The sequence below is a fragment of the Pannonibacter sp. SL95 genome, from assembly GCF_026672425.1.
Lineage (GTDB): Bacteria > Pseudomonadota > Alphaproteobacteria > Rhizobiales > Stappiaceae > Pannonibacter.
Genome location: NZ_JAPPRC010000006.1, coordinates 554,771 through 579,443, shown reverse-complemented (window position 1 = coordinate 579,443; position 24,673 = coordinate 554,771). Strand labels below are relative to the sequence as shown.

The window sequence follows — 24,673 nt, the reverse complement described above, 5'->3', positions numbered from 1 at the left end:
CAAGTCCATGTCCGTTTCCGCTCCCGCTGCTCCCGAGGTGACACAGGTCGTACGGGTCAAGACCGCGACCTATGACCGCCAGATGCTGAAGCCGCGCATCCTGCATTTCGGCTTCGGCGCCTTCGCCCGCGCCTTCCTCTGCTCGATCCTCGACGAGACACTGGACCAGGCTGGTCCCGGTGAGGCTGCCGACTGGGGCCTCGTCGCAGTGCGCCTCAATTCCGGCGCTGAGGAGCTCACGGCCCTCGATGCAACCGACCGACGCTTCTGGGTTGCCGCCGCCGACGATGCCGGCATCGCGGCCCGGCGCATCGACTGTCTGGTCGCAACCTGCCATCCGGCCCGAGACGGACTTCCGGCGCTCTTTGGCCACTTCGTCCATCCGGACCTGTCGATCATCAGCCTGACCATCACCGAGAAGGGCTACTGCTCACGCTCGGGCGCTCTCGACACGGCCCATCCCGGCATCGTTGCCGACCTCGCCTCCCCCCGCCAGCCCGGCACCGCCATCGGCGTCATCGTCGAAGGTCTCCGGCTGCGGCGCGACAGCGGCTTGGCCGGCGTCACCGTGCTGCCGCTCGACAACCTGCCGCACAACGGCGCGGTGACCCGGGCGACGATCATCGGTTATGCCAAGGCGCTGGACGAAGATCTGGCCGTCTGGATCGCCCGGCACTGCACCTTCCCCTCGACCATGGTCGACCGCATCGTTCCCGCCCTCGACGAGCCGTCAAAACAGCTGCTGCGCGAGATCGGATCGGACGACATCAACGGCATTGTCTGCGAGCCGTTCCGCCAGTGGGTGATCGAGGATGATTTTGTCGCAAAAAGACCGGACTTTGTCCGCGCAGGCGCACAGTTTGTCGCGGATGTAGCCCCCTTCGAAGCAATGAAACTGCGCATGCTGAATGGCTCGCATTCCTTCCTCGCCTATCTTGGCGCGCTGGCCGGAAAGGCGACGATTTCGGACTGCATGGCCGATCCGCTCTTTGCCGCAGCCGCAGGACGGCTGATGATGAGCGAGCAGGCTCCGACCCTGAGCGGCCTGCAAGGCATTGATCTCAAAGTCTATTCTGACGAACTTCTGGCCCGCTTCAGCAACAGCCGGCTGAAGCACCGCACGACGCAGATCGCCAACGACGGCTCACAGAAACTGCCGCAGCGCCTGCTGGCCTCGATCCGCTGGCATCTCGATGCCGGCAAAGCCTTCCCGCTGCTGGCGCTCGCTGTCACCGGCTGGATGGCTTATGTCAGGGGCAGTGACGAGGCCGGCCAGCCGCTTCCCGTCAATGACCCGATGGCGCCGCGCTTTGCCGAGATCATCGCCGCTGTTCCGGATGGCGCAGGCTATGTCTCTGCGATGCTTGAACTTTCGGAAGTTTTCCCGCCAGAGCTCGCTGCCGATCCGCTGTTCCGCTCGGCCGTTTTCGACAGCTATTGCCGCTTGCGTGAACAGGGCGTCCGCGCCTCGTTGACCGCCCTCTTCTCCTGACAGTTTCGCCAAGGCCTCCTGACAATGCAGCCCTTCCTCGGCCCCGATTTCCTGCTCGCCACCCCCACCGCCCGCCGCCTCTACCATGAGGTCGCCAGCGGTCTGCCGATCATCGATTATCACAACCACCTGCCGCCCGATCAGATCGCCGCGGACACCACCTGGGACAGTCTCGGGCGCATCTGGCTGGAAGGAGATCACTACAAGTGGCGCGCGATGCGGTGGGCCGGAATTGACGAAAGGCGCATCACCGGCGAGGCAGATTTCCGCGAGAAGTATGATGCCTTCGCAGCTATCATGCCGAAATTGCTGGGAAATCCGCTCTATCACTGGTCCCATCTGGAGCTCGCCCGCTACTTCGGACTGTCAGGAGCCGTGCTCAATTCCGGGTCCGCTTCCGCGATCTGGGACGCCGCCAACGCCGAACTTGGCAAGTCCAGCCACTCCGCCCGCGGCCTCCTCAGGCAGATGAAGGTCGAGCTGGTCGGCACCACCGATGACCCCTGCGACAGCCTTGAGCACCACATCGCCCTCAAGGACGATCCGAGCCTCGGCTTCCGCATGGTGCCGAGCTTCCGGCCGGACAAGGCCTTCAAGATCGAGCTGGACGGTTTCCCGAGCTACATCAATCGCTTGGCATCCGTCGTCGGCCATCCGATCCGCAACTTCGAGGATCTGACCGGCGCGCTTATCGCCCGCCTCGATCACTTCGTTGCCGCCGGCTGCGTCGCCACCGACCACGGCATCGAGATCCTGCGCGCCGGCGCCGACTGCGGTGCGGCACGGCTCGATGGTATCCTGGCAAAACGCCTTGCAAATCAAAGTCTTGATGAGACCGAGATTGCCGATTTCCACGGCGCGGTGCTGGTCGGCCTCGGCCGTGCCTATGCTGCCCGCGGGCTGGTCATGCAGTTGCACATCGGCGCCACCCGCAACAACCGCACCGCCCTCTTCCGCCAGCTCGGCCCCGATGCCGGCGGCGATTCCATCGCGGACCGTCCGATCGCGGCAGAGCTGAATGCGCTGCTCGACCGGCTCGACAGGACCGGCTCGCTGCCCCGGACCATCCTCTATGCCCTTGATCCGACACGCAATGAGGTGATCGTGACGACCGCCGGCAACTTCCAGGACGGCAGCGTTCCGGGCAAGGTCCAGGCCGGATCCGGCTGGTGGTTCAATGACCAGCTCGACGGCATGGAGCGCCAGATGACCCAGCTTGCCCAGATGGGTCTTATCTCCACTTTCGTCGGCATGCTGACCGACAGCCGCTCGTTCCTTTCCTTCCCCCGGCACGAGTATTTCCGCCGTCTTTTCTGCAACATGGTCGGAAACTGGATCGAACAGGGACACATGCCCAACGACCGGGATCTTGCGGACGGCCTCATCAGGGACGTTTGCTACGGCAATGCCCGGCGCTGGTTTCTATCCTGAGGGGTAAAGTACATGCGCACATGCAATCATTCACATAGCCGGCAAATACCGACCCCTACGTGAATTGACGAAAATGACAGGTGCATTCACTGACCATTAACCATAAGCGCGGAAAATTGTCCCATCGGCAAATCAGGAGACTTGCCATGGTGGAATTGCTGAAGCGCATCGATACTCTGGACGGTTTCTACGCAGCGGTGGAGGGATACGGGCATCTTCCATCGAAGAGCCTGATGCGCCACTTGATCAGCAATTACGCTGTCGACCTCGATCTTATCCAGGATTTCCTGAGCGATTTCGAGCGCCGCAAGGCGCTCCCACCGGTCCCGGTCCGGCCCTTCGCTGCCTTGGCAGCCTGAAGCGCGGACGCTCAGCCGATCGCCAGGGTTTCCGTAGCGTCGCCCGCATCGGCCGGCGGAGTGTCGGCAGGCTTACGCGTTTCTGGCGGCCGGACGCCACCCTGCCAGATCTTCTGACGGTTGCGAATTTCACGCGGCGCCGGACCGAAGTAGCTCGGCGTCTTCACGAAGTCACGCGGGTTCATGATCACGTTCGAGACCCGCTGATAAAGCGCCTTGGCCGAGATCGGCTTTGACAGCAATTCATGAACGCCAAGTCGCCGCGCCTCGATGATGCGGCTGCGCTCGGTATGGCCAGTCACCATGATGATCGGGATGTAGGCGAAAGGATTGTTGGAGGTGCGGATCATGCGCACCATGTCTGCGCCGTCGAGAATGGGCATGACCCAGTCCAGAATAAGCACATCAGGATTTGCGCGGTCCATGGCCTCGAGCCCGGATGCACCATCTTCCGCCTCGACGATCCGCCGGGCCCCGAAGCCCTGCAGCATGGTGCGCAGGATCGTGCGCATGTACGCACTGTCCTCAACGAGCAAAAATGTCAGCGATGCCAGATCGACGCTCACCGGGACCTCCAAATGTGAGGCAGATCCTAAACAGGAAACGGTGAAAAGAGGGTTAGTGCAAGCTTTCCTGCGATCCGGCGACTTTCGCGGTCCAGGAAAGCGATCCGTTCACGCAAGTCAGCGGTTTTCAATGCTCATACCAGGCCGCGTCGGCAATGCCCGATGAGCGTGCGTTTGGAGGTGTTAACGCGAGGCCGGCTTTCGGTAAGGAATTGACGTCAACGAAGGCCGCTGACTGCCATTTTCGATCAATCACCAGCCTGCGGCCGTCTTCGACCCTCATGGATCGGTGTTCATCGAGGGCGTGCCAGCTTGCGTCACTCGAATAGATTCTTATTGAATTCAATGCCTTAGATCAGAACTGCCGATTTGTTCTAAAGTTGTCGCGACAGAATTTAACAGTCGGTAAAGTTTCCGCAGATTAAGACATTACAGCGATATGACTTAACTGCCCTTTCAAAAATCCGGCCTACAACAGGGACTGCAAGAGCGGGAAAAATACGGATGTCCGCTTCAACAGGTATCTGGAGCAAGTCATGCGCAGCAGCCGCAATCAGAGCAAGATCGAAGTCGTGCATCTTGCCGGACACTGCAGATCGAACCAGTTTCAGGCATCGAATTTCCCGCTTCGTGAAAACACGCTGCTGTTTTCCGGCGTCGCGCTGATCATGGTTTCTGCGAGCATGATGCTGTCAACGCTGATCGGTTGACTGCCCTGAACACCGCCGCTGTCCGCACGGCGGCCATGACACCCTTGCATTCGTACCCGATACATCTCGATCAGTTCTTCTGCCCCCCGTCAGGCCTCTGACTTTCCGGCAGATCGTCATCGGCCAGAACGCGCCATTTCGCGCCTTCGAGATCATCGTACTGACCGGATTTCAAAGACCATAGAAATCCGAACAATCCCAGAGCGCCAAGTCCGACGGCGACGGGAATGAGATAAAGCAGCACTTCCACAATTCACTCTCCCGGATGCCGAACAGACTGGTTCAGCCTGTCGCATACCCATCATCGCGCGTCCCCGTTGCGCGGTGCAAGGGGATCGTTGGCGGCAGGGCTTGCCTGAGGCTTGCCGCCGCCGCGTTTTACCCGGAAACCCTTGCCCCACTGCGCAACAGACGCAGGCGCAGGGCGTTGGCGGTGACAATCAGCGACGACCCTGACATTGCAGCAGCTGCGACCAGCGGCGTGACGAAACCAGCCACGGCAATGGGCACGGCAATCAGGTTGTAGATCACCGAGATCCAGAGGTTCTGCATCATTACAGCCTTGGCCCGGCGCGAAATGAGCAGGGCATCTGCGACAGGTGCCAAGGCGTCGCCCAGGAACACGGCGTCAGCTGCTGCCTGACTGAGATGGACCGCTGTCACCGGAGACAGCGAGACATGTGCCCCTGCAAGAGCCGGCGCATCATTCAGGCCGTCGCCCACCATCAGAACCGTCGCCCCTTCGGCCTTCAACTGCTCGAGGCGCGCGATCTTGTCGGCGGGTGTCATTCCAGCGCGCCAGGATGCCACGCCCAGGGCATCAGCTGCGGCCTCGACGGCACCGGAACGGTCACCCGACAGGATCTCGATCCGGTAGCCACGCGACTGAAGCAGCCCGATCACCTCCCTTGCATCGGGGCGCAGGCTCTGCCGCATCGGGATCAGGCGCGGTTCACCGGAGCCGCAGCGAACTGCCAGAAGCGAGGCATCGCCATGGCGGGCAAGCATGTCCGCAACCTGATGGTCCGGTACGCCGCAGAACGCCGGACTGCCGAGCCGGATCAACTGCCCCTCGTGGGCAGCCTCAACGCCAGAGCCCGTTGTTTCGCTGACGCCATTCAGCGGATGGGTTGCGCCCGTTCCGCGTGCCAGTGCCAGGGCAAGTGGATGCCGGCTGGACAGCGCCAGACGCCCGGCCAGCGTCATCTCCTCATCCTGCGCCGCGACCGAGACCAACAGCTCCGGCTGCGCCAGGGTCAGGGTGCCGGTCTTGTCGAAGACGATCGTGTCGGCGGCAGCAAGCCGCTCGATGGCATCACCGGAATGGATCAACACGCCCGCGCGGAACAGCAGCCCCGAGGCCACGACCTGCACGGCCGGAATGGCAAGCCCGAGTGCGCAGGGGCACGTGATGATCAGCACCGAGATGGCGATGATCAGGGATGGCTGCCAGCCAAGGCCGTAGAGCGTCCAGCCAAGGAAAGTTGTCAGCGCAGCTGCATGGACGATGGGCGAATACATCGAGGCCGCACGGTCGGCGAGGACCACATACCGCGACTTTGCCTGTCCGGCTGCCTCCAGAAGGCGATTGACCTCGTCCAGCAGGGTTGCGCCAGAAGCCGCCGAAACGCGGATTTCCAGCACGCCGTCGGCATTGAGCGTGCCAGCATAGACCCGCGTGCCCGGCCCGACCGGTGCAAGCGCGGTTTCGCCGGTCACCAGGCTCTGGTCGACTTCAGACTGGCCAATATCGATGACGCCATCGACGGGAATGCGCTCGCCGGCGGTCACCAGCACCCGGTCACCCGGTTCGATCTTGGACAGCGGAACTTCCCGCACGGTGCCATCGGGGGCGATGCGTGCGGCGACTTCCGCTTTCAGCGCCGCGATGTTTTCGGCGAGCGATCTGGTGCGTCCGCGCATGTTGTGATCGAGATAGCGCCCGACCAGCAGGAAGAAGAGCAGCATCGTCGCCGATTCAAAATAGGCATGATGCTGGCTCTGCAAGGTCTGGATGACGGAAAGGCCGACAGCCAGCGACACGCCGATGCAGATCGGCACATCCATGTTGAGACGGCGCCCACGAATGGCGGCAAGCGCGCTGCGCAGGAACGGGCGGATGGCGTAGGCGACCGCCGGCAAGGCGATCAGCGCCGAGACCCAATGGAACAGGTCGCGCGTTTCATCCGTGATATCCGTGACATTGCCGGACCACACAGACACGGACATCAGCATGATGTTCATGGAGGCAAAGCCGGCAACGCCGATGGCCCGCAGCAACTCGCGCCCCGTGCGATCCTCGCGCGCCTTCTGGGCGGCCGGATCGAACGGATGGGCGCGATAGCCCATGTGGTCAAGCGTGGAGACGATGAGATCGGCCGGCGTCTGTTCGGCGTCCCAGTCCACGGCCAGCCGATGGCTGGTGAGGTTGAGGCGGGCCCTTGTGACACCAGGCAGCTGGGCCAGACCGCGCTCGATCTCCCCCATGCAGGCGGCGCAGGTGATGCCCTCCACCGCCAGGTCCATGTGGACGCCACCGTCCGCCGCTGGCGTGACAAAGGCATCCCAGTCTCGCATATGCACCGTCATAGCCGTCCTCGTGCCGTGCAAGTTGCGTTCAGTCGCGGATCGACGCGTCAGTCCTTGAGGAAGACGCGGTTCTCCGAGCGGAACATGCGCCCTTCCGCACCCTCCGCCTCGATGACCATGTTCCAGTTGCCCGGCGCGAGCGGCTGGCCGGTCACACCGGTGTAGCGGCCGTCCTCCAGCGGAGCGAGCGCAACCGTCTGGTCCAGACCAGCGGCGGTCGGGTGCGACAGCCTTGCGGTGAAGACAAGGCCCGCGACCGGCACGCCCGCGGCATCGCGGGCGCTCACGGTAATGCGGGCAGCCCCACCGCTGCTGCGGTCGAGATGGGCCCCGACCTGCCAGCCGCGATCTGCCTGTGCCTTGGCTGCCGCCACTTCCCCGTTGAAAGCCAGACCGGCCTTGTAGGAACTGTCAACGACAGTTCCCGGGAAGGACCCGAAGGCGAAGTAGAGGAAGGCGGCGTTGGCGGCGAAGATGACGCCGAAGAAGCCGAGAACCCAGTAAAGCACCGTGCGGCCAGTGAACGGCTTTACGTCCTTCGTTGGTCCGGCGGCGGGCCTGAGTGTGCCTGCGTTGCTGTTGATCGTCATTGCTCCCTCCCTTCAGGGTGCTTTGAAGAAGTCTTTGGTCGTGACCACCTCACCCATGACCGTATCGGTCAGTCGGAAAGTGATCGGCGTGGATGGATCAAGCTTTGCACCGGCCGGCGAAGAGACAAGCACCCGGATTTCGCGGGTTTGGTCTGGACCGACGACCACGTACGGGCGTCCTTCGAAGTAGTGCTCGATCCCGACGGCCTCGATGCGGGATCCGGCCGGCATGCCCTCGACGTTGAGCAGGAAGCTGCGCTCATGCGTCCGCTTGTTCATCAGGCGAACGGTGAAGCCGTTGCGGATGCTGCCATCATTCTGGGCGACAAAGATCGGGTTTCGATCATGCAGCGCGCTGATGCCGGCGAAGTCGCGGGTCAAGAGGGCGTACAGCATGATTGCGCCAGTCAGGGCAATGACAACTGCGTAGATCACCGTGCGCGGGCGGACGATCTCGTAGATCGGATCCTTGCCATCCAGCCGGCGCTGGATGTTCTCGTCGGTGTCATAGCCGATGAGGCCGGTCGGCTTGCCGACCTTGGTCATGACATTGTCGCAGGCGTCGATGCACAGGCCGCACTGGATGCAGTCAAGCTGCAGGCCGCCGCGAATGTCGACACCCGTCGGGCAGACATGGAAGCACTGGCCGCAGTCGATGCAATCGCCAGCGGGAAGCCCCTGCTCGGCCAGTTCCTTGTTGCGCTTCAGCGGGCCGCGCGGTTCGCCGCGATCCCAGCGATAGGTGACGTTCAGCGCCTTTTCGTCGGTTAGGGCTGCCTGGATGCGCGGCCAGGGGCACATGTAGATGCAGACCTGCTCGCGCATGAAGCCAGCGAGGAGATAGGTGGTCGCGGTCAGGATCGCGATCCAGAGATAGGCTGACCAGGGGGCCTGGAACGTGGCCAGTTCATACACCAGGGTCGGTGCATCGGAGAAGTAGAGCACCCAGGCGCCGCCCGTCCACCAGGCGATCATCAGCCAGGACGTATGCTTTGCGACCCGCTTGGCAAACTTCGAGAAGGTCATCGGAGCCTTGTCGAGTGCGATCCGGTCGCGCCGGTCCCCTTCAATCTGGCGCTCGACCCACATAAAGAGATCGGTCCAGACAGTCTGCGGGCACAGGTAGCCGCACCAGATGCGGCCGGCGATGGCGTTCATGAGGAACAGCGCCAGCGCGGCAACAATCAGCAGGCCCGTCAGGTAATAGACTTCCTGCGGCCAGATTTCGATGAAGAAGAAGTAGGCCCGCCGGCCTTCGAGATCGACCAGCACGGCCTGATCCGGCGCGTTCGGACCGCGGTCCCAGCGGATGAACGGGAGGAAGTAGTAGATTCCAAGCGTGATGAAGAGGAGCGCCCACTTGATCCGCCGGAAGGTCCCATGTGTTGCCATGGGGTAGATCTTCTTCGCGGAGGCAAACCACTCTTCTGGCTCGTTGCCGCCCAGTGCGGCGTCTGGCTCTACACGCATCGTTCCGTCCTTTCCTGTCCGGATCCGGCCCCAACGGATCCCGGGAGGGTTCCCGGGTCGGCGGCAGGCCGACCCGGCTCTTGCTGCTTGCTGCCACCCTAGTGCGGTGCTGCTGGTCTGGCCTTGCGACCGATCAACCTGCGACACCGTGTCAGGTGACAGACAGCCCCTTACTCACCGCCACCGAACGAGTGGACGTAGACGGCAAGGGACTTGATCGTGGCAGGGTCAAGACGGCCCTCCCAGGCGGGCATGACGCCCATGCGCGGGTTGTTGATCTGCGCCTTGATGGCTGCGAGCGACTTGCCATAGAGGTAGTTGGCACCCATCAGGTTGGGGCCGCCCATCTCGCGCAGACCCTTGAGGTCCTCGCCATGGCAGGCGGCGCAGTTCTCCTGGTAGATCGTCTCGCCAGCGGCCAGATCGACACCTGCCTCGGTTTCGAGACCGGTCTTCGAGGCCACGAAATTCGCAACCTGGGTGATCTGGTCCTTCTCCAGCAGACCGTCACGGCCATAGGCCGGCATGTCGGCGATGCGGGCGTCGGAATGGCCAGAGCGGATGCCGTACTTCAGCGTCGTATGGATGTCATCCAGGGTACCACCCCAGATCCAGCCATCGTCCTGAAGGTTCGGATAGCCGGCCGCACCGGTGCCGCCCGAGCCGTGGCATGCGGCGCAGTTGTCGCCGAATGCCGCGCGGCCGTTGGCCATGGCGAAGTCGAGCAGCGCCGGGGTGGACGAGATGTCCGCCAGCGAGGCGTCGATCAGCTTGGTGCCCAGTTCGGCACGCGCCGCCTTGCCTGCCTCAAGCGCTGCCAGGGCATCCGCGCGCTGGCTGTTGCCCATCACGCCCGTGGTGTAGCTGGAAAGCAGCGGCCAGGACGGATAGACGACCCAGTAGCCGATTGCCCAGACAATGCAGGCGTAGAAGACGTAGAGCCACCACTTCGGCAGGGGGTTGTTCAGTTCCTTCAGGCCATCCCATTCGTGGCCAGTCGTCTCCACACCCGAAAGTGCGTCGACGTCCCTCTTGTGAATGTCGGTCATGGATCAGTCCTCCCGAAACGGGATTTGAGCGGCATCGTCGAACTGTTTCCGGTTCTTCGGCCAGGCCACATAGGCAACCACCAGTGCAAACATGAGCACGAAGTAGAGCAGTCCCCAGGTCTGAGCGAAGCCGGCCAGCGAGGTGTAAGTCTCGGTCATGGTCGTCTCCTCAGCGCAGGTCGGCCTTGTTGTCGTACATCTTGAAGTCCACCAGAGTGCCGAGCATCTGCAGGTAGGCGACAAGCGCGTCCATCTCCGTGACTTCCTTCGGATTGCCGTCGAAGTCGCGGACATTGGCGTTCGGGTAGCGTTCCAGGAACGCATCGACGCCGTCGCTGTCGGGGTTGGCCTGGGCCGCCATGTCGGCAGCTGCGTTCTCGACCATGGCGTCCGTGTAAGGAACGCCGACGATCACGTTGGCCTTCAGATGATCGACAATACCGCGTGTCTCGGCCTTGGCTTCCAGCAGGAAGGGATAGCCGGGCATGATCGATTCCGGCACGACCGAACGCGGGTCGCGCAGGTGGTCACGCTGCCAGTCGTCCGAGTACTTGCCGCCGACGCGGGCAAGGTCGGGACCGGTGCGCTTCGAACCCCACTGGAACGGATGGTCGTACATGGACTCCGCTGCCAGAGAGTACGGGCCATAACGTTCCAGCTCGTCACGCATCGGACGGATCATCTGCGAATGGCAGAGATAGCAGCCTTCGCGGATGTAGACGTTGCGGCCAGCCAGTTCGAGCGGGGTGTAGGGACGCATGCCCTCCACCTTTTCGATGGTGCTCTTCAGATAGAAGAGCGGGACGATCTCGACCAGACCGCCGATGGCAACCATGAGCAGGATGCCAACCAGCAGGATCAGCGAGTTCTTCTCGAAGACTTCGTGTTTGTTCCAAGCAGACATGTCTCGCCTCCCCTTATTCGGCCGGGGCCAGAGCACCGCCCGCCTGACGCTCGGCAACAGCCGCTTCGCCATGACGCACGGTCATCCAGAGGTTGTAGGCCATGATGAGCGCACCGATCACGAACAGGGCACCACCGAGGGCACGGATGACGTAGAAGGGGAACATCGCATCGACGGTTTCGATGAACGAGTATTCAAGGAAGCCCATCTTGTCGTAGGCGCGCCACATCAGGCCCTGCATGATGCCAGACACCCACATGGCGCAGATGTAGAGCACGATGCCCATGGTGGAGAGCCAGAAATGCCAGTTCACCAGCTTGAGCGAATACAGGCTCTTCTTGTTCCACAGCCACGGAATGAGGCAGTAGAGCGCACCGAAGGAGATATAGCCCACCCAGCCGAGAGCACCCGAGTGCACGTGGCCAATGGTCCAGTCCGTGTAGTGCGACAGGGAGTTCACCGCGCGCAGCGACATGAGCGGACCTTCGAAGGTCGACATGCCGTAGAAGGCGACGGACACCACCATCATGCGCAGGACCGGGTCCGTACGCAGCTTGTCCCAGGCACCCGAGAGCGTCATCAGACCGTTGATCATGCCACCCCAGGACGGCATCCACAGGATGATCGAGAAGGTCGCACCCAGCGTCGAGGCCCACTGCGGCAGCGCCGTGTAGTGGAGGTGGTGAGGACCTGCCCAGATGTAGATGAAGATCAGAGCCCAGAAGTGCACGATCGACAGACGGTAGGAGTAGACCGGCCGCTCGGCACGCTTCGGCACGAAGTAGTACATGATGGCCAGGAAGCCGGCGGTCAGGAAGAAGCCCACCGCGTTATGACCATACCACCACTGCACCATGGCGTCCTGCACGCCAGCCCAGGCGATGTAGGACTTGGTTCCGAACACCGACACCGGAATGGTGGCGTTGTTGACCAGGTGCAGCATCGCGATGGTGACGATGAAAGCCAGGTAGAACCAGTTGGCAACGTAGATGTGCGGTTCCTTGCGCTTCCAGAGCGTGCCGAGGAACAGCATCAGATAAGCGACCCAGACGATGGTCAGCCACAGGTCGGCGTACCATTCCGGCTCTGCGTATTCCTTGCCCTGCGTTGCGCCGAGCAGGTAGCCCGTGCCGGCGATGACGATGAAGGCGTTGTAGCCAAGGATCACGAACCACGGCAGGATTTCACCAGGCATGCGCGCCCGGCTTGTCCGCTGCACCACGTACATGGACGTCGCCAGCAGCACGTTACCGCCAAAGGCGAAGATCACCGCGGAGGTGTGCAGCGGGCGCAGGCGACCGAAGTTGGTCCAGGGCAGGTCGAAGTTCAGCGCCGGAAAGGCCAGCTGAAGCGCGATGATCAGGCCAACCGTAAAGCCAGCGATGCCCCAGAACATGGCCGCGACCGAGCCGAACTTGACTGGTCCCATGTTGTAATTGGGCTTTCCGTCGATCTCTTGCGGGATCGGCTCGCCACCATCGTTGAAGTAGTTCTTGAAGATGATGAACGCACCAGCGGCCGCACAGAGCGCGCCGAAGGCGGTATGGAATGCCATCACCTGGTCGTATGTCTTCCCTGCCACGATGATGCAGGCGAAGGCGAGCAGCACGAGAAAGAGCGCGAAGCCCCCCTCCTCGAGCGTAATCAGTTTGGCTTTTGGTTGTGCCATTCTTGCGCCCCAAGTCTTTTCCGTCGCCGGCAGAGTGCCAGCGACCCAAGCGAGACCATGCGCACGGGGGCGTCCAGTTTGCGTTGATTCAAATCAACCGCAGCGACATGCCGCAGCAGATGCGGAAGAAGGTGGCTGGTCGGGCTGATGGCGCCACGACAAATGCGTGCCAGGACGCGTTTCCAGGCGACAGAAGCAGCTCTGATCTGCTCAAGCCGGGCGGTCCGGCTCTTCTGACGAAGCTGGGCGATTCTGCTTTGCGCGCCCCAGGACGGCGAGCGTGACGAGCGGGAGGACCAGCACAAGCGCGATGTAGCGGCCAAGCTGGTGGGCCGCGACATAGGCCGGATCGAGGTCCAGGAGGAAGGCGATTAACATCATCACCTCAAGCCCGCCCGGGGCGTAGGCAAGAAGCACTTGTCCGAAGGGCAAGCCGAGAGCCCAGGCTGCAGCCAGCGCACCCAACCCGGACACAGCAAAGCCGACCAGGAACGCGCCGACCGATGCGGCAAGCAGCCGCAGCAGCATTGCGGGCGTGGTGTCAGCAAAGCGGGTCCCGATCATCGCACCGAGAGCGACGAAACAGGGAATCATCAGAGGCTCTGGCACGTGGGTGTTGATCAACCCGCTGCCATTCAGGGCCGCACTGACAAAGAACGCGCCCGTCAGCCAGCCGCCGGGAAACCGAAGCCGTTCGGCAAGGAAACTGCCGGCAATGCACAGCACCATTGCGATCAGAAACTGCGGCAACGGCGCCAGCACCGGAGCGGCCAGCACCGGCAGCTGATCCGGCGGCGTGGCGCCGACGATGATGCCGGGCAAGATCGCAACGAGGAAAAACAGGCGGATTGTCTGCGAGGCAGCAACGCGCGCGATATCGGCCTGACGATCGGAGGCAAGCGCAATGACAAACGACAGCGCGCCCGGGATCGACGCGAAGTAACAGGTCTCCCGCGACCAGCCGGCGACTGATCTCAGAAACCAGTAGGTCGCGGCCATGACGCTGCAGACCACGACGCACAGTCCCAGCATCGACATGGGCCAGTCGCCGATGCGCTCGACGACGTCCGGCGTGACGCCGCTTCCCATGGCAACGCCCAGCAGCACAAAGAGCGTATCGCGCAGACGGTTGGGAACGAAGCTCGGCATTCCGAGCAGGACTGCGGCCGCAACTGCAATCATTGCCCCGGACAGCCACGCCGCCGGTAGACCGGCGAACGCAAAGACACCTCCCCCGATCGCTCCGACGGTGAGGGTAAGCAGGAGTGTCCGCAGGTTCACGGCAAAAGGGCTGGATGGGGACATGGGGACTTCGACGGGACAGCGGCAGGATGGCCAGTATATTGCCTTGTGCCCGAATACGCACGTACCAAAACACCAGCAACGCGATGCAGGTTGAGACAGATCAAGGCGGGAACCGCCTGCCGCTGGCATCACGATGGCATGAGCGACAGACTTGCCCCCTACGGCACCCGCAACGTGCCACGTTACACCAGCTATCCGACCGCCCCGCATTTTCATGACGAGGTCGACGGAACACTCTATGCAGCATGGCTGCGAGATCTGCCGGAGGCAACGGCACTGTCGCTGTATCTCCATGTGCCGTTCTGCCGGGACATCTGTCACTACTGCGGCTGCCATACCAAGGCGAGCCGCAAGGATGCCCCACTCGACGCCTATGCGGCCACACTGGCCAGCGAGATCGAACTTGTTGCGCGGCATCTGGGCGGAAACCGGCCCGTCACGCATATTCATTGGGGCGGCGGCACGCCGAGCCTTCTTCCGGCCCGCCGCCTCATCGAACTGACGGGGCTGATGCGCGTCGCCTTCGATCTTGTTCCTGGAATGGAACACGCGATGGAACTCGACCCGCGGCATGTGACGGCCGACCTTGCCGTGACGCTGGCCGCAATCGGGGTCAATCGCGCCAGCCTTGGTGTTCAGGATCTCAACGCAGATGTGCAGACGGCCATCGGCCGGGTGCAGCCGCTAAGCGTCGTGCAAGAAGCGACGGCCCATCTTCGCCGGGCTGGCCTTGACGCCATCAATTTCGACCTGATGTACGGTCTGCCGCACCAGAGCCGTGAGACAATTCTCGATACGGTTGCCCATACGCTGGACCTGCGCCCATCGCGGATTGCCTTGTTTGGCTATGCGCATGTGCCCTGGATGAAGAAGCATCAGCGATTGATCGATGAGAGCACGCTGCCAGCTCCTGCTGAACGGCTGGAAATGGCGAGCATTGCCCGCGAAGCCCTGCTCGCTGGCGGCTATGTCGCGATTGGTCTCGACCATTTCGCCTTGCCTGACGACAGCATGGCTGTTGCACAGCGCAGCGGCGCGCTGAAACGCAATTTCCAGGGATACACGACGGACACAGGTGAAGCCTTGATCGGGCTAGGCGTTTCATCCATCGGTCGTTTGCCGCAGGGCTATGTCCAGAATGCCTCTGATACCGGCGCCTGGAGCCGGTCGCTGGCCAGCAATCGCCTGCCGGTCTTGCGCGGCTTTGCCATGAGCGCCGAAGACAAGGCGCGGGGCGAGATCATCGAACACCTGATGACCGATCACCGGGTTGATCTTGCAGAGATCTTGCTGCGGCACGGGCTTTCCCCCGCCTGTCTGGACGACAGCCGGGCGAAGCTTGAACCGCTGGCCGCCGACGGGCTGGCCGTTGTTGAGGGCGACGTGATCCTCATTCCGGAGGACGCGCAACCCTATGTGCGTGTTGTTGCTGCCGCCTTCGATGCCTATTTCGGCAAGGCTGCGTCTGCGATCATCCCGCCGCGCCACTCGATGGCTGTTTGACGCCAGGGCCAATCTCTGACCGCTGCAAGTCTCCAGCGCGGAAAAGCCGGCTCCTCAAGGAACCGGCCCTCCATCTGACCGATGGGGCTTTGTGCTTTTTGAAGGTCAGTGTCTTCCGGTGAGCTGACAAACGGCGCAGACCCGATTGAGGCGGATCTCGTCGTTGCGCTCCACATTGATCAGGCCACGGCGCTTCATGTCGGAGATGACGCGGCTGACCGTTTCGATTGTAAGACCGAGATAATCTGCGATTTCCTGCCGGGTCATGTGCAGCTTGACCTGCCGGCTGTCGTTGGCCTCATCGACCGGACCGACGCAGACATTGGTGCCGCGATCCGGCACCAGATGCATCAGGAAGCTGGCGACGCGTTCGGTCGCTGACTTGCGTCCGAGTAGAACCGCGTGCTCATGCAGGGACTGCATCTGCGCAACCAGGCAGCGCGTCAACTGGCGCTGGATGGCCGGAGAGGACTCGACCTGGTGCATATCGAGGGCATTGACCTTGGCGTCGGTCAGCGTCTCGGCGGTGCAGTCCTGTTCGCTACCGTTGGGGAGACCGAAGATGTCGCCAGCGCGAAGCACCTCGACCACCTGGCGTCGACCATCCGGCAACAGCTTGAACAGCATGATCGTGCCGCGCGCCACTTCGAAGATGCGATCAGCTGGATCGCCTTCATAATAGACGACCTCATGCGGGCGATACTGCGCTGTCTTGGCGCCGAAGCTGCATAGCGACGGCTGGGCCTCAGCCGGCTTGCGAGTGCCAAGCGACTGACCGCGATAAGCCACATCTGCATCAGGGGTACGTTCGAGATAAGCCATTCTGCCCTCCTATGGCTGTCATGACCAGTCAGGACAATCGCAGCGGGTCCGTCCACCCGTTTGCCTGCGAACCATGTTCGTGCATCCCGTCCGATGCCAAAACGATCCCGATAGCTGACATTGGGAACCTAAACGGACCCGGGCAAAGGGAAAATCCGGTCGAGTGCGTAAGGTATTTTACATAACGGGCAAGAAACGAAGGCGAGATGTCTTGCCGCTGCGGCAATGTTGCGCAGCTATACAGGGGAAATTCGAAAAAAGACGTCCTCGCCCGGAGGCGCCTTAAAGATGAGGCACAAGCAAATCTTCCGAAAGCGGCTTCCGCAGGAATACCACAGGCCGGAGTTTGGAAATCACATTCCTGATCTGCGTGTTGGATTGCCCGGAAATCACAATGATGCGGGGGGGGGTCTTGAGCTTCTCAAGCCACCGCACGACCTGCACGCCACTCAGTCCTGGCAGCCCCAGGTCAACGATCACAACGTCCTGCGAGAGGGGTGGTGGCGCCTCGAAAAAGGACTCGGCATCCGGATAGCAGATTGCATCATGGCCCACACCACCGAGGAGCGTTGCCAGCGCATCGGCAACCCCATAATCATCTTCGATGATGTGTACGGTCACGGGGAACGGAACTCCATTACGCCCGATCTTCAGGCATCTCAGAGTATAGAGCGTTCCAGCCGGGAATGATCTACGCACTATTACGAGGAAGTTTTTGAACCGGCGGGGTGAAACCTCTCCCCGCCGTCAGGACCCTTCAATGTCCGAGAACGATCCGAACCAGGTCAGCGGCGTTGCGGGCACCCAGCTTTTCCATGATGCGCGCCCGATGGACCTCGACGGTTCGCGGGCTGATGCCCAGATCACGGCCGGCTTCCTTGTTGGAGGCGCCACCTGTGATCTTGCCGAGAACTTCACGTTCGCGGCGGGTCAGAAGCTCCGCTCCCGGGAAATCAGGATGGCTTTCGCTCGAAGGCGCACGGTTGGACATCGCAGCGATGCCCTCGCGGATCCGTTCGACGACGGTGTCGGCATCAAATGGCTTTTCGATGAAGTCGAATGCACCGTTACGGATGGCCTCGACTGCCATCGGAATATCGCCCTGGCCGGAGATGATGAAGATGGGCGCGGCATAGTGCTCGGCGCTCAAAAGCTTCAGCACATCGATGCCAGACCGTCCCGGCATGTGGACATCAAGAATCACGCAAGCGGGCACCTGCGAGTTGGCGGCCTCAATGAAAGCATCACCATCGGCGAAGCTCGTTACGTTGAAACCTTCCATCTCGAAAACGACAGAGAGCGCATCGCGGACAGCCGGGTCATCGTCGACAACATAGATGGTCTGGCTTGTATCCGAGTTTGCGTTGCTCATGGCCATTCGGTCCTTTCACTCGCGAATCAAGGTCTTGCGCACTTACCCTTATTGATCCGGGGCCAGCGCACTATCAATGCCACATTCTACGGGCAAGCGAAGCACGAACGTCGCACCTTTCCCCGCTGCTTGTCGCAAAACGAGGTCACCCCCGTGATTTTGGGCAATCGTCCGCGATATCGCGAGACCCAATCCCAGCCCCTTGCGCTTCTGGCTGGAAAAAGCCCGGAACAGTTCGGGCACGACTTCCTTCGGCACGCCGGGTCCGCTGTCCGCCACGCGAAACTCGGCGTACCCCTCATCCATGGTCACATGGAGGCTCACTTGCCGGACCGGCGCAGCAGATACAGCCTCGCGGGCGTTGCGCAGCAGGTTGACAAGAACCTGGCGGATCTGAACGGGATCCATTGACACCAAGGGCATGTCCGGGTCGATACGGACCTGGAAGGACACACCACTGTCGGCACTTCCGAGCTCCACCAGTTCGACACAGGATCGGGCAAAGGGCGCGACATCCGTGTCGCTGCGCTCTGGCTCGCGCTTTTCAACGAGCTGGCGCATGCGCTGGATGATCTCGCCTGCGCGCTCGGCCTCGCGCATGGCCTTTTCGATGACGCCCAGCATCTGCGCATCCAGCAGCGACTTGTCCCGCGACTTGCGAACCACGGCTTGCAGGTAAAGAAGCACGGCCGTGAGCGGCTGATTCAGCTCATGCGCGATGGCGGCCCCCATCTCGTCGATGGCGCTGATCCGGGTCATGTGCACCAGCTGGGCCTGTGCCTGAGCAAGGCTGCGCTCGATCTGCTTGCGTGGACGCAGATCACGCAAGATGCCGATGAACTGGCGGCCATCGGGCGTCACGGCTTCACCGACTGACAGCTCGACCGGAAATTCCGTGCCGTCCTTGTGCCGAGCCGCCACCTCACGGCCGATGCCAATGATCCGCTTTTCACCGGTATCGAGATAGTGCTGGACGTATCCATCATGCGCGGCGGCATAATGCGCCGGCATGATCATCGAGACGTTTCGCCCCAGGACCTCGGAAACGGAATATCCGAACAGATGTTCGCAGGCTTTGTTGTAGGCCAGAACCTGCATCCTGTCGTTGATCACGACGATGCCGTCGACGGCGGTGTCGAGAACGCTTTCAAGCCGTGCGCCCGAGACTGTCCAGACCGGCTCTTCAGTGGTCTTTTCTTCGCCCCGAGCAGGTTCGTCTGCCATCGTGCCTCTCACCGCCTGCATCAGCTGCGGCTCTGTCTTCCATCCCGCAGGACTTGCAGCCACTTACGGAAAACTGCGTAACGTACCTGTCAGGCGTTCGTCAATGCGAAAGCCATTCGGCGAGCCGACGGGTGCCTTCTATGAGATGGTCCTCGCGGCGCGCATAGCAGAGACGCAGGAAACCTTCGCCCGCAGGGCCGAATGCAGATCCTGGAGCAAGACCCAGACCCGTCTCGCGGACAAGCGCCATCGCAAGCTCGCGGCTGTCGGGGTGATCCTGAAGCCCGAAGAACAGGTAGAACGCCCCCTCCGGTTCTGCAAAGCGCGCACCGGGCAAGCGCGAGATCGCGTCCCTGACAATCCGCCGGCCTGCTGACGCGCGAGCAATCTGCTCGACAAGAAAGGCATCACCCTGCGGAGAGAGCGCCGCAATGGCTGCCCTTTGCATGAAGGCAGCGACACCGGACGTCGAATACTGAACCATGTTCTCGATGACCTGGCCGAGTTCGGCCGGCGCTGAAATCCAGCCGATGCGCCACCCGGTCATCGCCCAGTTCTTCGAGAAGGTATTCACATAAAGAATGCGGTCGCCATCCTCGGCAATGTCGTGGAACGCCGGAGCGCGCCCGCCTTCACCGTAGTAAAAGCGGCCATAGACCTCGTCCGAAATGATCCAGAGACCATGCTTGCGGGCCAGGCTGAGGATGGCCGCCAGCGTGGAGTGGTCGGCAACCCAGCCGGTCGGGTTGCTCGGCGAATTCAGGAAGATCGCTCGCGTGCGCGGAGTAACCGCAGCCGCCAGCCGGTCAATGTCCAGCTCCCAACCCATGTTGCCAAAGCTCATCGGCACAGACACCGCAGTGCCACCGCTGATGCCGACGGCCGCTGCAATGTTGGGCCAGGACGGCGTCGGGACGAGGACTTCGTCGCCGCTGCCGGCAATCATCTGCACGGCAATCTGGATGGACTGCATGCCGGACCCGGTAATGAAAAACCGTTCAGCGTCAAAGGGCCGCTCATAGACGCGGGCATGGTAGTCCGCGAGGGCCTGCCGCAGTTCCGGCAAGCCGCGCTGATAGGTGTAGAATGTCTCGCCGTCCTTCAGCGCAGTTTCGGCCGCCTCGCAGATGAACCGGGGCGTCGGCAAATCGCCTTCACCGACCCAGAGCGGGATCAGGTCGCCGCGTCCCCTTGCCGCATTCACGATCTCGACAATTCCGCTTTCCGGAGCCTCCCGGGCAGGAGCACGCAGGGCGGAGAGAAGCGACTGGGACACGGGGACACCTTTTGCACGACCGAATGTGGAACGGGCCGGCGAAGGCCGGCCCGTTGGTCATCTTACAAAGCCTTGTACGCAGTGACACGTCAAACTGCGTGAAGCTCACATCACGCAAAGCGATGGATCACAGACCAGATCGTCCGCTTACTTCTTCAGAAGATCGCGGATTTCGCCCAGCAGCACTTCTTCGCGGCTCGGTGCCGGCGGCGTTGCGGGCTTGGCTTCTTCGGTCCGGCGCAGCTGGTTGACGCCCTTCACGACGATGAAAAGGGCGAAAGCCACGATCGTGAACTTGACGATCGCATTGATGAACAGGCCAAGGTTCCAGGTCACAGCGCCCGCGGCCTTGGCGGCATCAACGGTGGCATAGGGGCCAGCGGTTGCGCCGTCTTTCAGCACCAGAAACAGCTCGGAGAAATCCACGTTGCCGAGGATCAGACCGATCGGCGGCATGATGATGTCGTCAACCATGGACGAGACAATTGCGCTGAAGGCAGCGCCGATGACGATGCCGATCGCCATGTCGAGCATGTTGCCCTTGATGGCAAATTCCTTGAATTCCTTCAGCATGATGTCCGCTCCATGCGTTCTTCTCGCGGGCGGCAGCCCCACTGCACCGCCCTTCGCTGCAGTGTAATATTTAACATGTTCTTATCGCCGTTATGAAGCCCCCACCTGAAGGCGAATGGACAGGGGCTTTGCGCTGTGGTCGGATCACGCGTGCTGCCGGATACCAGGCCGGCATTCAAGCAGACAGAGGACAACCGAACAGACCATGCTGGATGGCTGGATCGTCACGCTGACGGCGCTGGGATACATCCTGCTGCTGTTCGCGATAGCAAGTTATGGTGACCGGACCGCACGCCTGTGGCGCGGTGGCAAAGGGCGCCCGCTGATCTATGCCCTGTCGCTTTCGGTCTACTGCACGTCCTGGACCTTCTACGGGTCCGTCGGCGGGGCGACACGCAACGGCTTCGAATTCCTGACGATCTACATCGGGCCGGTGATCCTGTTTGCCTTTGGCTACAAGATCCTGCGGCGGATCATCCAGTTGTCAAAGACGGAAAAGATCACCTCCATCGCCGACTTCATCGCGGCGCGCTATGGCAAGCACCAGACGGTCGCAGCCGTTGCGACGGTGATCGCCGTGATCGGGATCATTCCGTACATCGCCTTGCAGCTAAAGGCGATTTCGCTGTCCGTCATGACGATGATTGGCCCCTTTGGTCCGCCGGACGGCACCTCCCTCATCACGTCCTTCGGCGACATCACGCTGTTGATCGCTGTTGGTCTTGCCGGCTTCGCCTGGCTGTTCGGCACACGCCACATTGACGCCACCGAACACCAGGAAGGCCTGATGCTGGCAATCGCGCTTGAGGCAATCGTCAAGCTGGTTGCCTTCCTTGCGGTTGGCATCTGGGTGACCTACCAGCTCTACGACGGCCCGCTTGATCTTGTCGCCGCGATCGCGACGCACCCGGAGACGGCCAAGGTCTTTGCGCAGCCGATCAACACCGGCAACTGGATTGCCATGACGACGCTGTCGCTCATTGCTGTCCTGATGCTGCCACGACAGTTCCATGTGATCGTTACCGAGAACAATTCGGAAGCGGAGTTGCGCCGCGCGACCTGGCTGTTTCCGCTGTATCTGGTGCTGATCAACCTGTTTGTGGTGCCGATTGCCGCAGCCGGCCTGTTGACCCTGCCGGCGAGCGTCAATGCCGATTCCTACGTGCTGGCCTTGCCTATCGCCAAGGGTGAAGGCCTGCTGGCGCTGTTTGCCTTCATCGGCGGCCTGTCGGCAGCAACGGCCATGGTCATCGTGGCGACCGTTGCCCTGTCGATCATGATCTCAAACGACATCGTCGTTCCCATGATCCTCAGGCGCCGGGCGCAGGAAGAAGCGGCTGGCGCGCCAGCCAGGGACATGAGCCGTCTTCTGCTGCGCACCAGACGCGCCGCCATCCTGTTTATCCTGTTGCTGTCCTACGCCTATTACAGGGCAGCGGGCGATACGGCTGCCCTCTCCTCAATCGGCCTGCTGTCTTTCGCCGCCATCGCCCAGTTTGCTCCGGCCTTCATCGGAGCGCTGATCTGGCGCCGGGCGACGGCGCGGGGGGCGATCGCCGGCATGGCCAGCGGGTTCTGTCTCTGGCTCTACACCCTGCTGCTGCCGACCTTTGCCCGGTCGGGCCTGTTTCCCGAGACATTTCTCGATGCCGGCCCGTTCGGCCTGGAGCTGCTGCGGCCACAGGCCCTGTTCGGCATCGACGCCGACCCGTTCCTGCATGGGGTTGCTTTCAGCCTGCTGGTCAATGTCGCCTGCTACATCGGCTTCTCCCTGAGCCGGACACCGGAGCCAGCTGAAAGGCTCCAGGCAAACATCTTCGTGCCGCCGGACATCCTGCCAGCTCCATCGCTGCGTCTGTGGCGCACCAACGTCACTGTCGGGGATCTCAAGTCGACTGTCGCCCGCTACCTTGGAGTGGAACGCACCGAGCGCTCCTTTGACCGCTATGCACTGGAGCGCGGCCTGACGCTGGACCTCGCGGCGACCGCCGATGCCCAGATGCTGCGATACTCCGAGCAGCTGCTGGCCTCAGCCATTGGCGCGGCATCGTCCCGATTGGTGTTGTCGCTCATGCTCAAGCGGCGCGACTCCAACATCAAGGGAGCCATGAAGCTGCTGGACGACGCCTCCGAGGCGATCCAGTACAACCGCGATCTCCTGCAAACCGCGCTCGACCAGGTGCGCCAGGGCATCGGCGTGTTCGACGTCAACCTGCGCCTCATCTGCTGGAACCGCCAATTCCGCGACCTGCTTGGTCTTCCGCCCGAATACGGCCAGGTCGGCACACAGCTGGACACGATCATCCGCTTCAACGCCGAACGGGGTGAACTGTCAGGCGGCTCCACAGAGGCAATCGTCTCCGACCGGCTCGACAAGCTGGTCATCCACCAGGAGACCTTCCAGGAACGACTGGTGCTGTCCGGAACCGTGCTGGAGGTCCGCATCAGTCCGATGCCCGACGGCGGCATCGTGACGACGTTTACGGACATCACCGAACGGGTGATGGCGGAAGATGCCCTTGCCAAGGCCAACGAGACACTGGAGCGCCGCGTCCGCGAACGAACGGAAGAGCTGACACGTGTGAACCACAAGCTGGTTCAGGCAACGCATGCGGCCGAAGAAGCCAATATCGGCAAGACGCGTTTCCTGGCGGCGGCCGGGCACGACATCCTGCAGCCGCTCAATGCCGCGCGCCTCTACGCCTCGGTCCTGGTCAACCGCTATCAGGAAGGCGATGTGGGCGATCTTGTGCGCAACGTCGAGGCCTCGCTCGAGTCCGTCGAGGACATCATCGGAGCCGTTCTTGATATTTCGCGGCTTGATACAGGGGCCCTCAAGCCCGAATACACAATCTTCCGGCTTGATGAACTGTTCCATGCCCTGCGTCTGGAATTCGAGCCGGTTGCACAGGAACGGGGTCTGGAGCTGACGTTCGTCGCTCCCTCGCTTTCGGTCAGATCCGACCGGCGCCTGTTGCGCCGCCTGTTGCAGAACCTGATCTCGAACGCCGTGAAATACACCAGCCGCGGCAAGGTGCTCGTGGGTTGCCGCCGTCATGCTGGACGCGTCGTTGTCGAGGTGCATGACACCGGGCTCGGTATTCCGGCGTCGAAGCAGAAAGCAATCTTCCTGGAGTTCCACCGTCTGGACGAGGGGATGCGCGCGGCCAAGGGATTGGGCCTCGGTCTCTCGATCGTGGAGCGGATCAGCCGGGTGCTCGATCACCCGGTCACCTTGCGCTCACGCAGCGGCAAGGGCTCGTGCTTTGCCGTCGAGTTGCCGACCGCCGCAGCCCTGCCCCAGACGACGCTGGCACCGGAGCCTGTTCCCGCCCCAGGGCAGCTCGACGGTCTGCTTGTCCTGGCGATCGACAACGAGCCCAACATTCTCGATGGCATGCGGCGCTTGCTGGAGAGCTGGAACTGCCGTGCGATCACCGCTGCCGATGATGTCGAGGCGGCCGAGCGGATTGCCGAGGTTGGGCGGGCGCCGGATATCATGCTCGTCGACTATCACCTCGATCAAGGCAATGGCATCGACTGCGTGGTCCGCTTGCGATGGAAATTCGGTGCAGGCATTCCGGCGGTGCTGATCACAGCAGACCGGAGCCGGCCAGTGCGTGCAGAAGCGCAGGATCGGGATATCGCCCTGATCAACAAGCCCGTAAAGCCCGCCGCCCTGCGGGCGCATCTGGCCCGTAGCCGTGCGGAGCTGTCGCCAGCGGAATAGCCGGGCAACTTCCTCGCTCGCGCGATGAGCCCGGTCTAG

22 protein-coding genes are annotated in these 24,673 nt (G+C 62.1%); 6 read left to right on the top strand and 16 right to left on the bottom strand.

All coding sequences use genetic code 11. The features are described from left to right. Positions 1-7 precede the first annotated feature (7 nt). The 3 genes from OVA12_RS19715 (at position 8) to OVA12_RS19705 (ending at position 3,282) form a co-directional block, all read left to right on the top strand. A complete protein-coding gene (locus tag OVA12_RS19715; RefSeq protein ID WP_268140348.1) occupies positions 8-1,492 on the top strand; it encodes a mannitol dehydrogenase family protein in 1,485 nt (494 codons plus the stop codon). A gap of 24 nt (positions 1,493-1,516) precedes the next feature. Then, positions 1,517-2,923 (top strand): glucuronate isomerase, encoded by a 1,407-nt coding sequence (gene uxaC, locus OVA12_RS19710; protein WP_268140347.1) that lies wholly within the window; start codon positions 1,517-1,519, stop codon positions 2,921-2,923. A gap of 146 nt (positions 2,924-3,069) precedes the next feature. Next, positions 3,070-3,282, top strand: coding sequence for a hypothetical protein (locus OVA12_RS19705; protein WP_268140346.1), 213 nt, complete (start codon positions 3,070-3,072; stop codon positions 3,280-3,282). Positions 3,283-3,293: 11 nt separating this feature from the next. On the opposite strand, the gene OVA12_RS19700 is transcribed toward OVA12_RS19705, so the two are convergent. After that, a complete protein-coding gene (locus tag OVA12_RS19700; RefSeq protein ID WP_268140344.1) occupies positions 3,294-3,848 on the bottom strand; it encodes a response regulator in 555 nt (184 codons plus the stop codon). Between the two features lie 536 nt (positions 3,849-4,384). Here OVA12_RS19700 and OVA12_RS19695 point away from each other — a divergent pair. After that, positions 4,385-4,558 carry a hypothetical protein gene (locus OVA12_RS19695; RefSeq protein ID WP_268140342.1) on the top strand — a complete coding sequence of 58 codons (174 nt, stop codon included), beginning with the start codon at positions 4,385-4,387 and terminating at the stop codon, positions 4,556-4,558. A gap of 70 nt (positions 4,559-4,628) precedes the next feature. On the opposite strand, the gene ccoS is transcribed toward OVA12_RS19695, so the two are convergent. The 9 genes from ccoS to OVA12_RS19650 form a co-directional block, all read right to left on the bottom strand. After that, entirely contained in the window at positions 4,629-4,808 is a 180-nt protein-coding gene (ccoS, locus tag OVA12_RS19690) for a cbb3-type cytochrome oxidase assembly protein CcoS (RefSeq protein WP_268140340.1), read from the bottom strand. A gap of 128 nt (positions 4,809-4,936) precedes the next feature. Beyond that, positions 4,937-7,147, bottom strand: coding sequence for a heavy metal translocating P-type ATPase (locus OVA12_RS19685; protein WP_268140337.1), 2,211 nt, complete (start codon positions 7,145-7,147; stop codon positions 4,937-4,939). Positions 7,148-7,194: 47 nt separating this feature from the next. Beyond that, positions 7,195-7,737 (bottom strand): FixH family protein, encoded by a 543-nt coding sequence (locus OVA12_RS19680; RefSeq protein WP_268140335.1) that lies wholly within the window; start codon positions 7,735-7,737, stop codon positions 7,195-7,197. A 12-nt stretch (positions 7,738-7,749) separates the two neighbouring features. Then, positions 7,750-9,207 (bottom strand): cytochrome c oxidase accessory protein CcoG, encoded by a 1,458-nt coding sequence (gene ccoG / locus OVA12_RS19675; RefSeq protein WP_268140333.1) that lies wholly within the window; start codon positions 9,205-9,207, stop codon positions 7,750-7,752. Positions 9,208-9,377: 170 nt separating this feature from the next. Continuing rightward, positions 9,378-10,256: a cytochrome-c oxidase, cbb3-type subunit III gene (gene ccoP, locus OVA12_RS19670; protein ID WP_268140331.1), complete on the bottom strand. Its 879-nt coding sequence runs from the start codon at positions 10,254-10,256 to the stop codon at positions 9,378-9,380. A gap of 3 nt (positions 10,257-10,259) precedes the next feature. Continuing rightward, entirely contained in the window at positions 10,260-10,415 is a 156-nt protein-coding gene (locus OVA12_RS19665; RefSeq protein WP_268140329.1) for a cbb3-type cytochrome c oxidase subunit 3, read from the bottom strand. 10 nt (positions 10,416-10,425) lie between these two features. Continuing rightward, the gene (ccoO, locus tag OVA12_RS19660; RefSeq protein WP_268140327.1) at positions 10,426-11,160 is read right to left on the bottom strand and encodes a cytochrome-c oxidase, cbb3-type subunit II; all 735 of its coding nucleotides are present in this window, start codon (positions 11,158-11,160) and stop codon (positions 10,426-10,428) included. Between the two features lie 13 nt (positions 11,161-11,173). Further along, the gene (gene ccoN / locus OVA12_RS19655; protein ID WP_268140325.1) at positions 11,174-12,829 is read right to left on the bottom strand and encodes a cytochrome-c oxidase, cbb3-type subunit I; all 1,656 of its coding nucleotides are present in this window, start codon (positions 12,827-12,829) and stop codon (positions 11,174-11,176) included. Positions 12,830-13,039: 210 nt separating this feature from the next. Then, positions 13,040-14,134 (bottom strand): AbrB family transcriptional regulator, encoded by a 1,095-nt coding sequence (locus OVA12_RS19650; RefSeq protein ID WP_268140323.1) that lies wholly within the window; start codon positions 14,132-14,134, stop codon positions 13,040-13,042. 138 nt (positions 14,135-14,272) lie between these two features. Between OVA12_RS19650 and hemN the strand changes: the two genes are divergently transcribed. Continuing rightward, positions 14,273-15,637, top strand: coding sequence for an oxygen-independent coproporphyrinogen III oxidase (gene hemN, locus OVA12_RS19645; RefSeq protein WP_268140321.1), 1,365 nt, complete (start codon positions 14,273-14,275; stop codon positions 15,635-15,637). A gap of 105 nt (positions 15,638-15,742) precedes the next feature. Here hemN and OVA12_RS19640 read toward each other — a convergent pair whose 3' ends face one another. The 6 genes from OVA12_RS19640 to mscL all read right to left on the bottom strand — a co-directional run bounded on the left by OVA12_RS19640 (position 15,743) and on the right by mscL (position 20,904). Then, positions 15,743-16,459, bottom strand: coding sequence for a Crp/Fnr family transcriptional regulator (locus OVA12_RS19640; RefSeq protein WP_268140319.1), 717 nt, complete (start codon positions 16,457-16,459; stop codon positions 15,743-15,745). Positions 16,460-16,741: 282 nt separating this feature from the next. Beyond that, entirely contained in the window at positions 16,742-17,080 is a 339-nt protein-coding gene (locus OVA12_RS19635) for a response regulator (protein WP_268140317.1), read from the bottom strand. 136 nt (positions 17,081-17,216) lie between these two features. Beyond that, positions 17,217-17,831, bottom strand: a complete 615-nt coding sequence (locus OVA12_RS19630; RefSeq protein WP_268140315.1) for a response regulator transcription factor — start codon at positions 17,829-17,831, stop codon at positions 17,217-17,219. Positions 17,832-17,879: 48 nt separating this feature from the next. After that, the gene (locus OVA12_RS19625; RefSeq protein ID WP_268140313.1) at positions 17,880-19,055 is read right to left on the bottom strand and encodes a two-component system sensor histidine kinase NtrB; all 1,176 of its coding nucleotides are present in this window, start codon (positions 19,053-19,055) and stop codon (positions 17,880-17,882) included. A gap of 100 nt (positions 19,056-19,155) precedes the next feature. Next, a complete protein-coding gene (locus tag OVA12_RS19620; protein WP_268140312.1) occupies positions 19,156-20,331 on the bottom strand; it encodes a pyridoxal phosphate-dependent aminotransferase in 1,176 nt (391 codons plus the stop codon). 147 nt (positions 20,332-20,478) lie between these two features. Further along, the gene (gene mscL / locus OVA12_RS19615; protein WP_268140310.1) at positions 20,479-20,904 is read right to left on the bottom strand and encodes a large-conductance mechanosensitive channel protein MscL; all 426 of its coding nucleotides are present in this window, start codon (positions 20,902-20,904) and stop codon (positions 20,479-20,481) included. A gap of 205 nt (positions 20,905-21,109) precedes the next feature. On the opposite strand from mscL, the gene OVA12_RS19610 reads away from it, so the two are divergent. Then, positions 21,110-24,634 carry a PAS domain-containing hybrid sensor histidine kinase/response regulator gene (locus OVA12_RS19610; RefSeq protein WP_268140308.1) on the top strand — a complete coding sequence of 1,175 codons (3,525 nt, stop codon included), beginning with the start codon at positions 21,110-21,112 and terminating at the stop codon, positions 24,632-24,634. Positions 24,635-24,673: the final 39 nt, after the last annotated feature.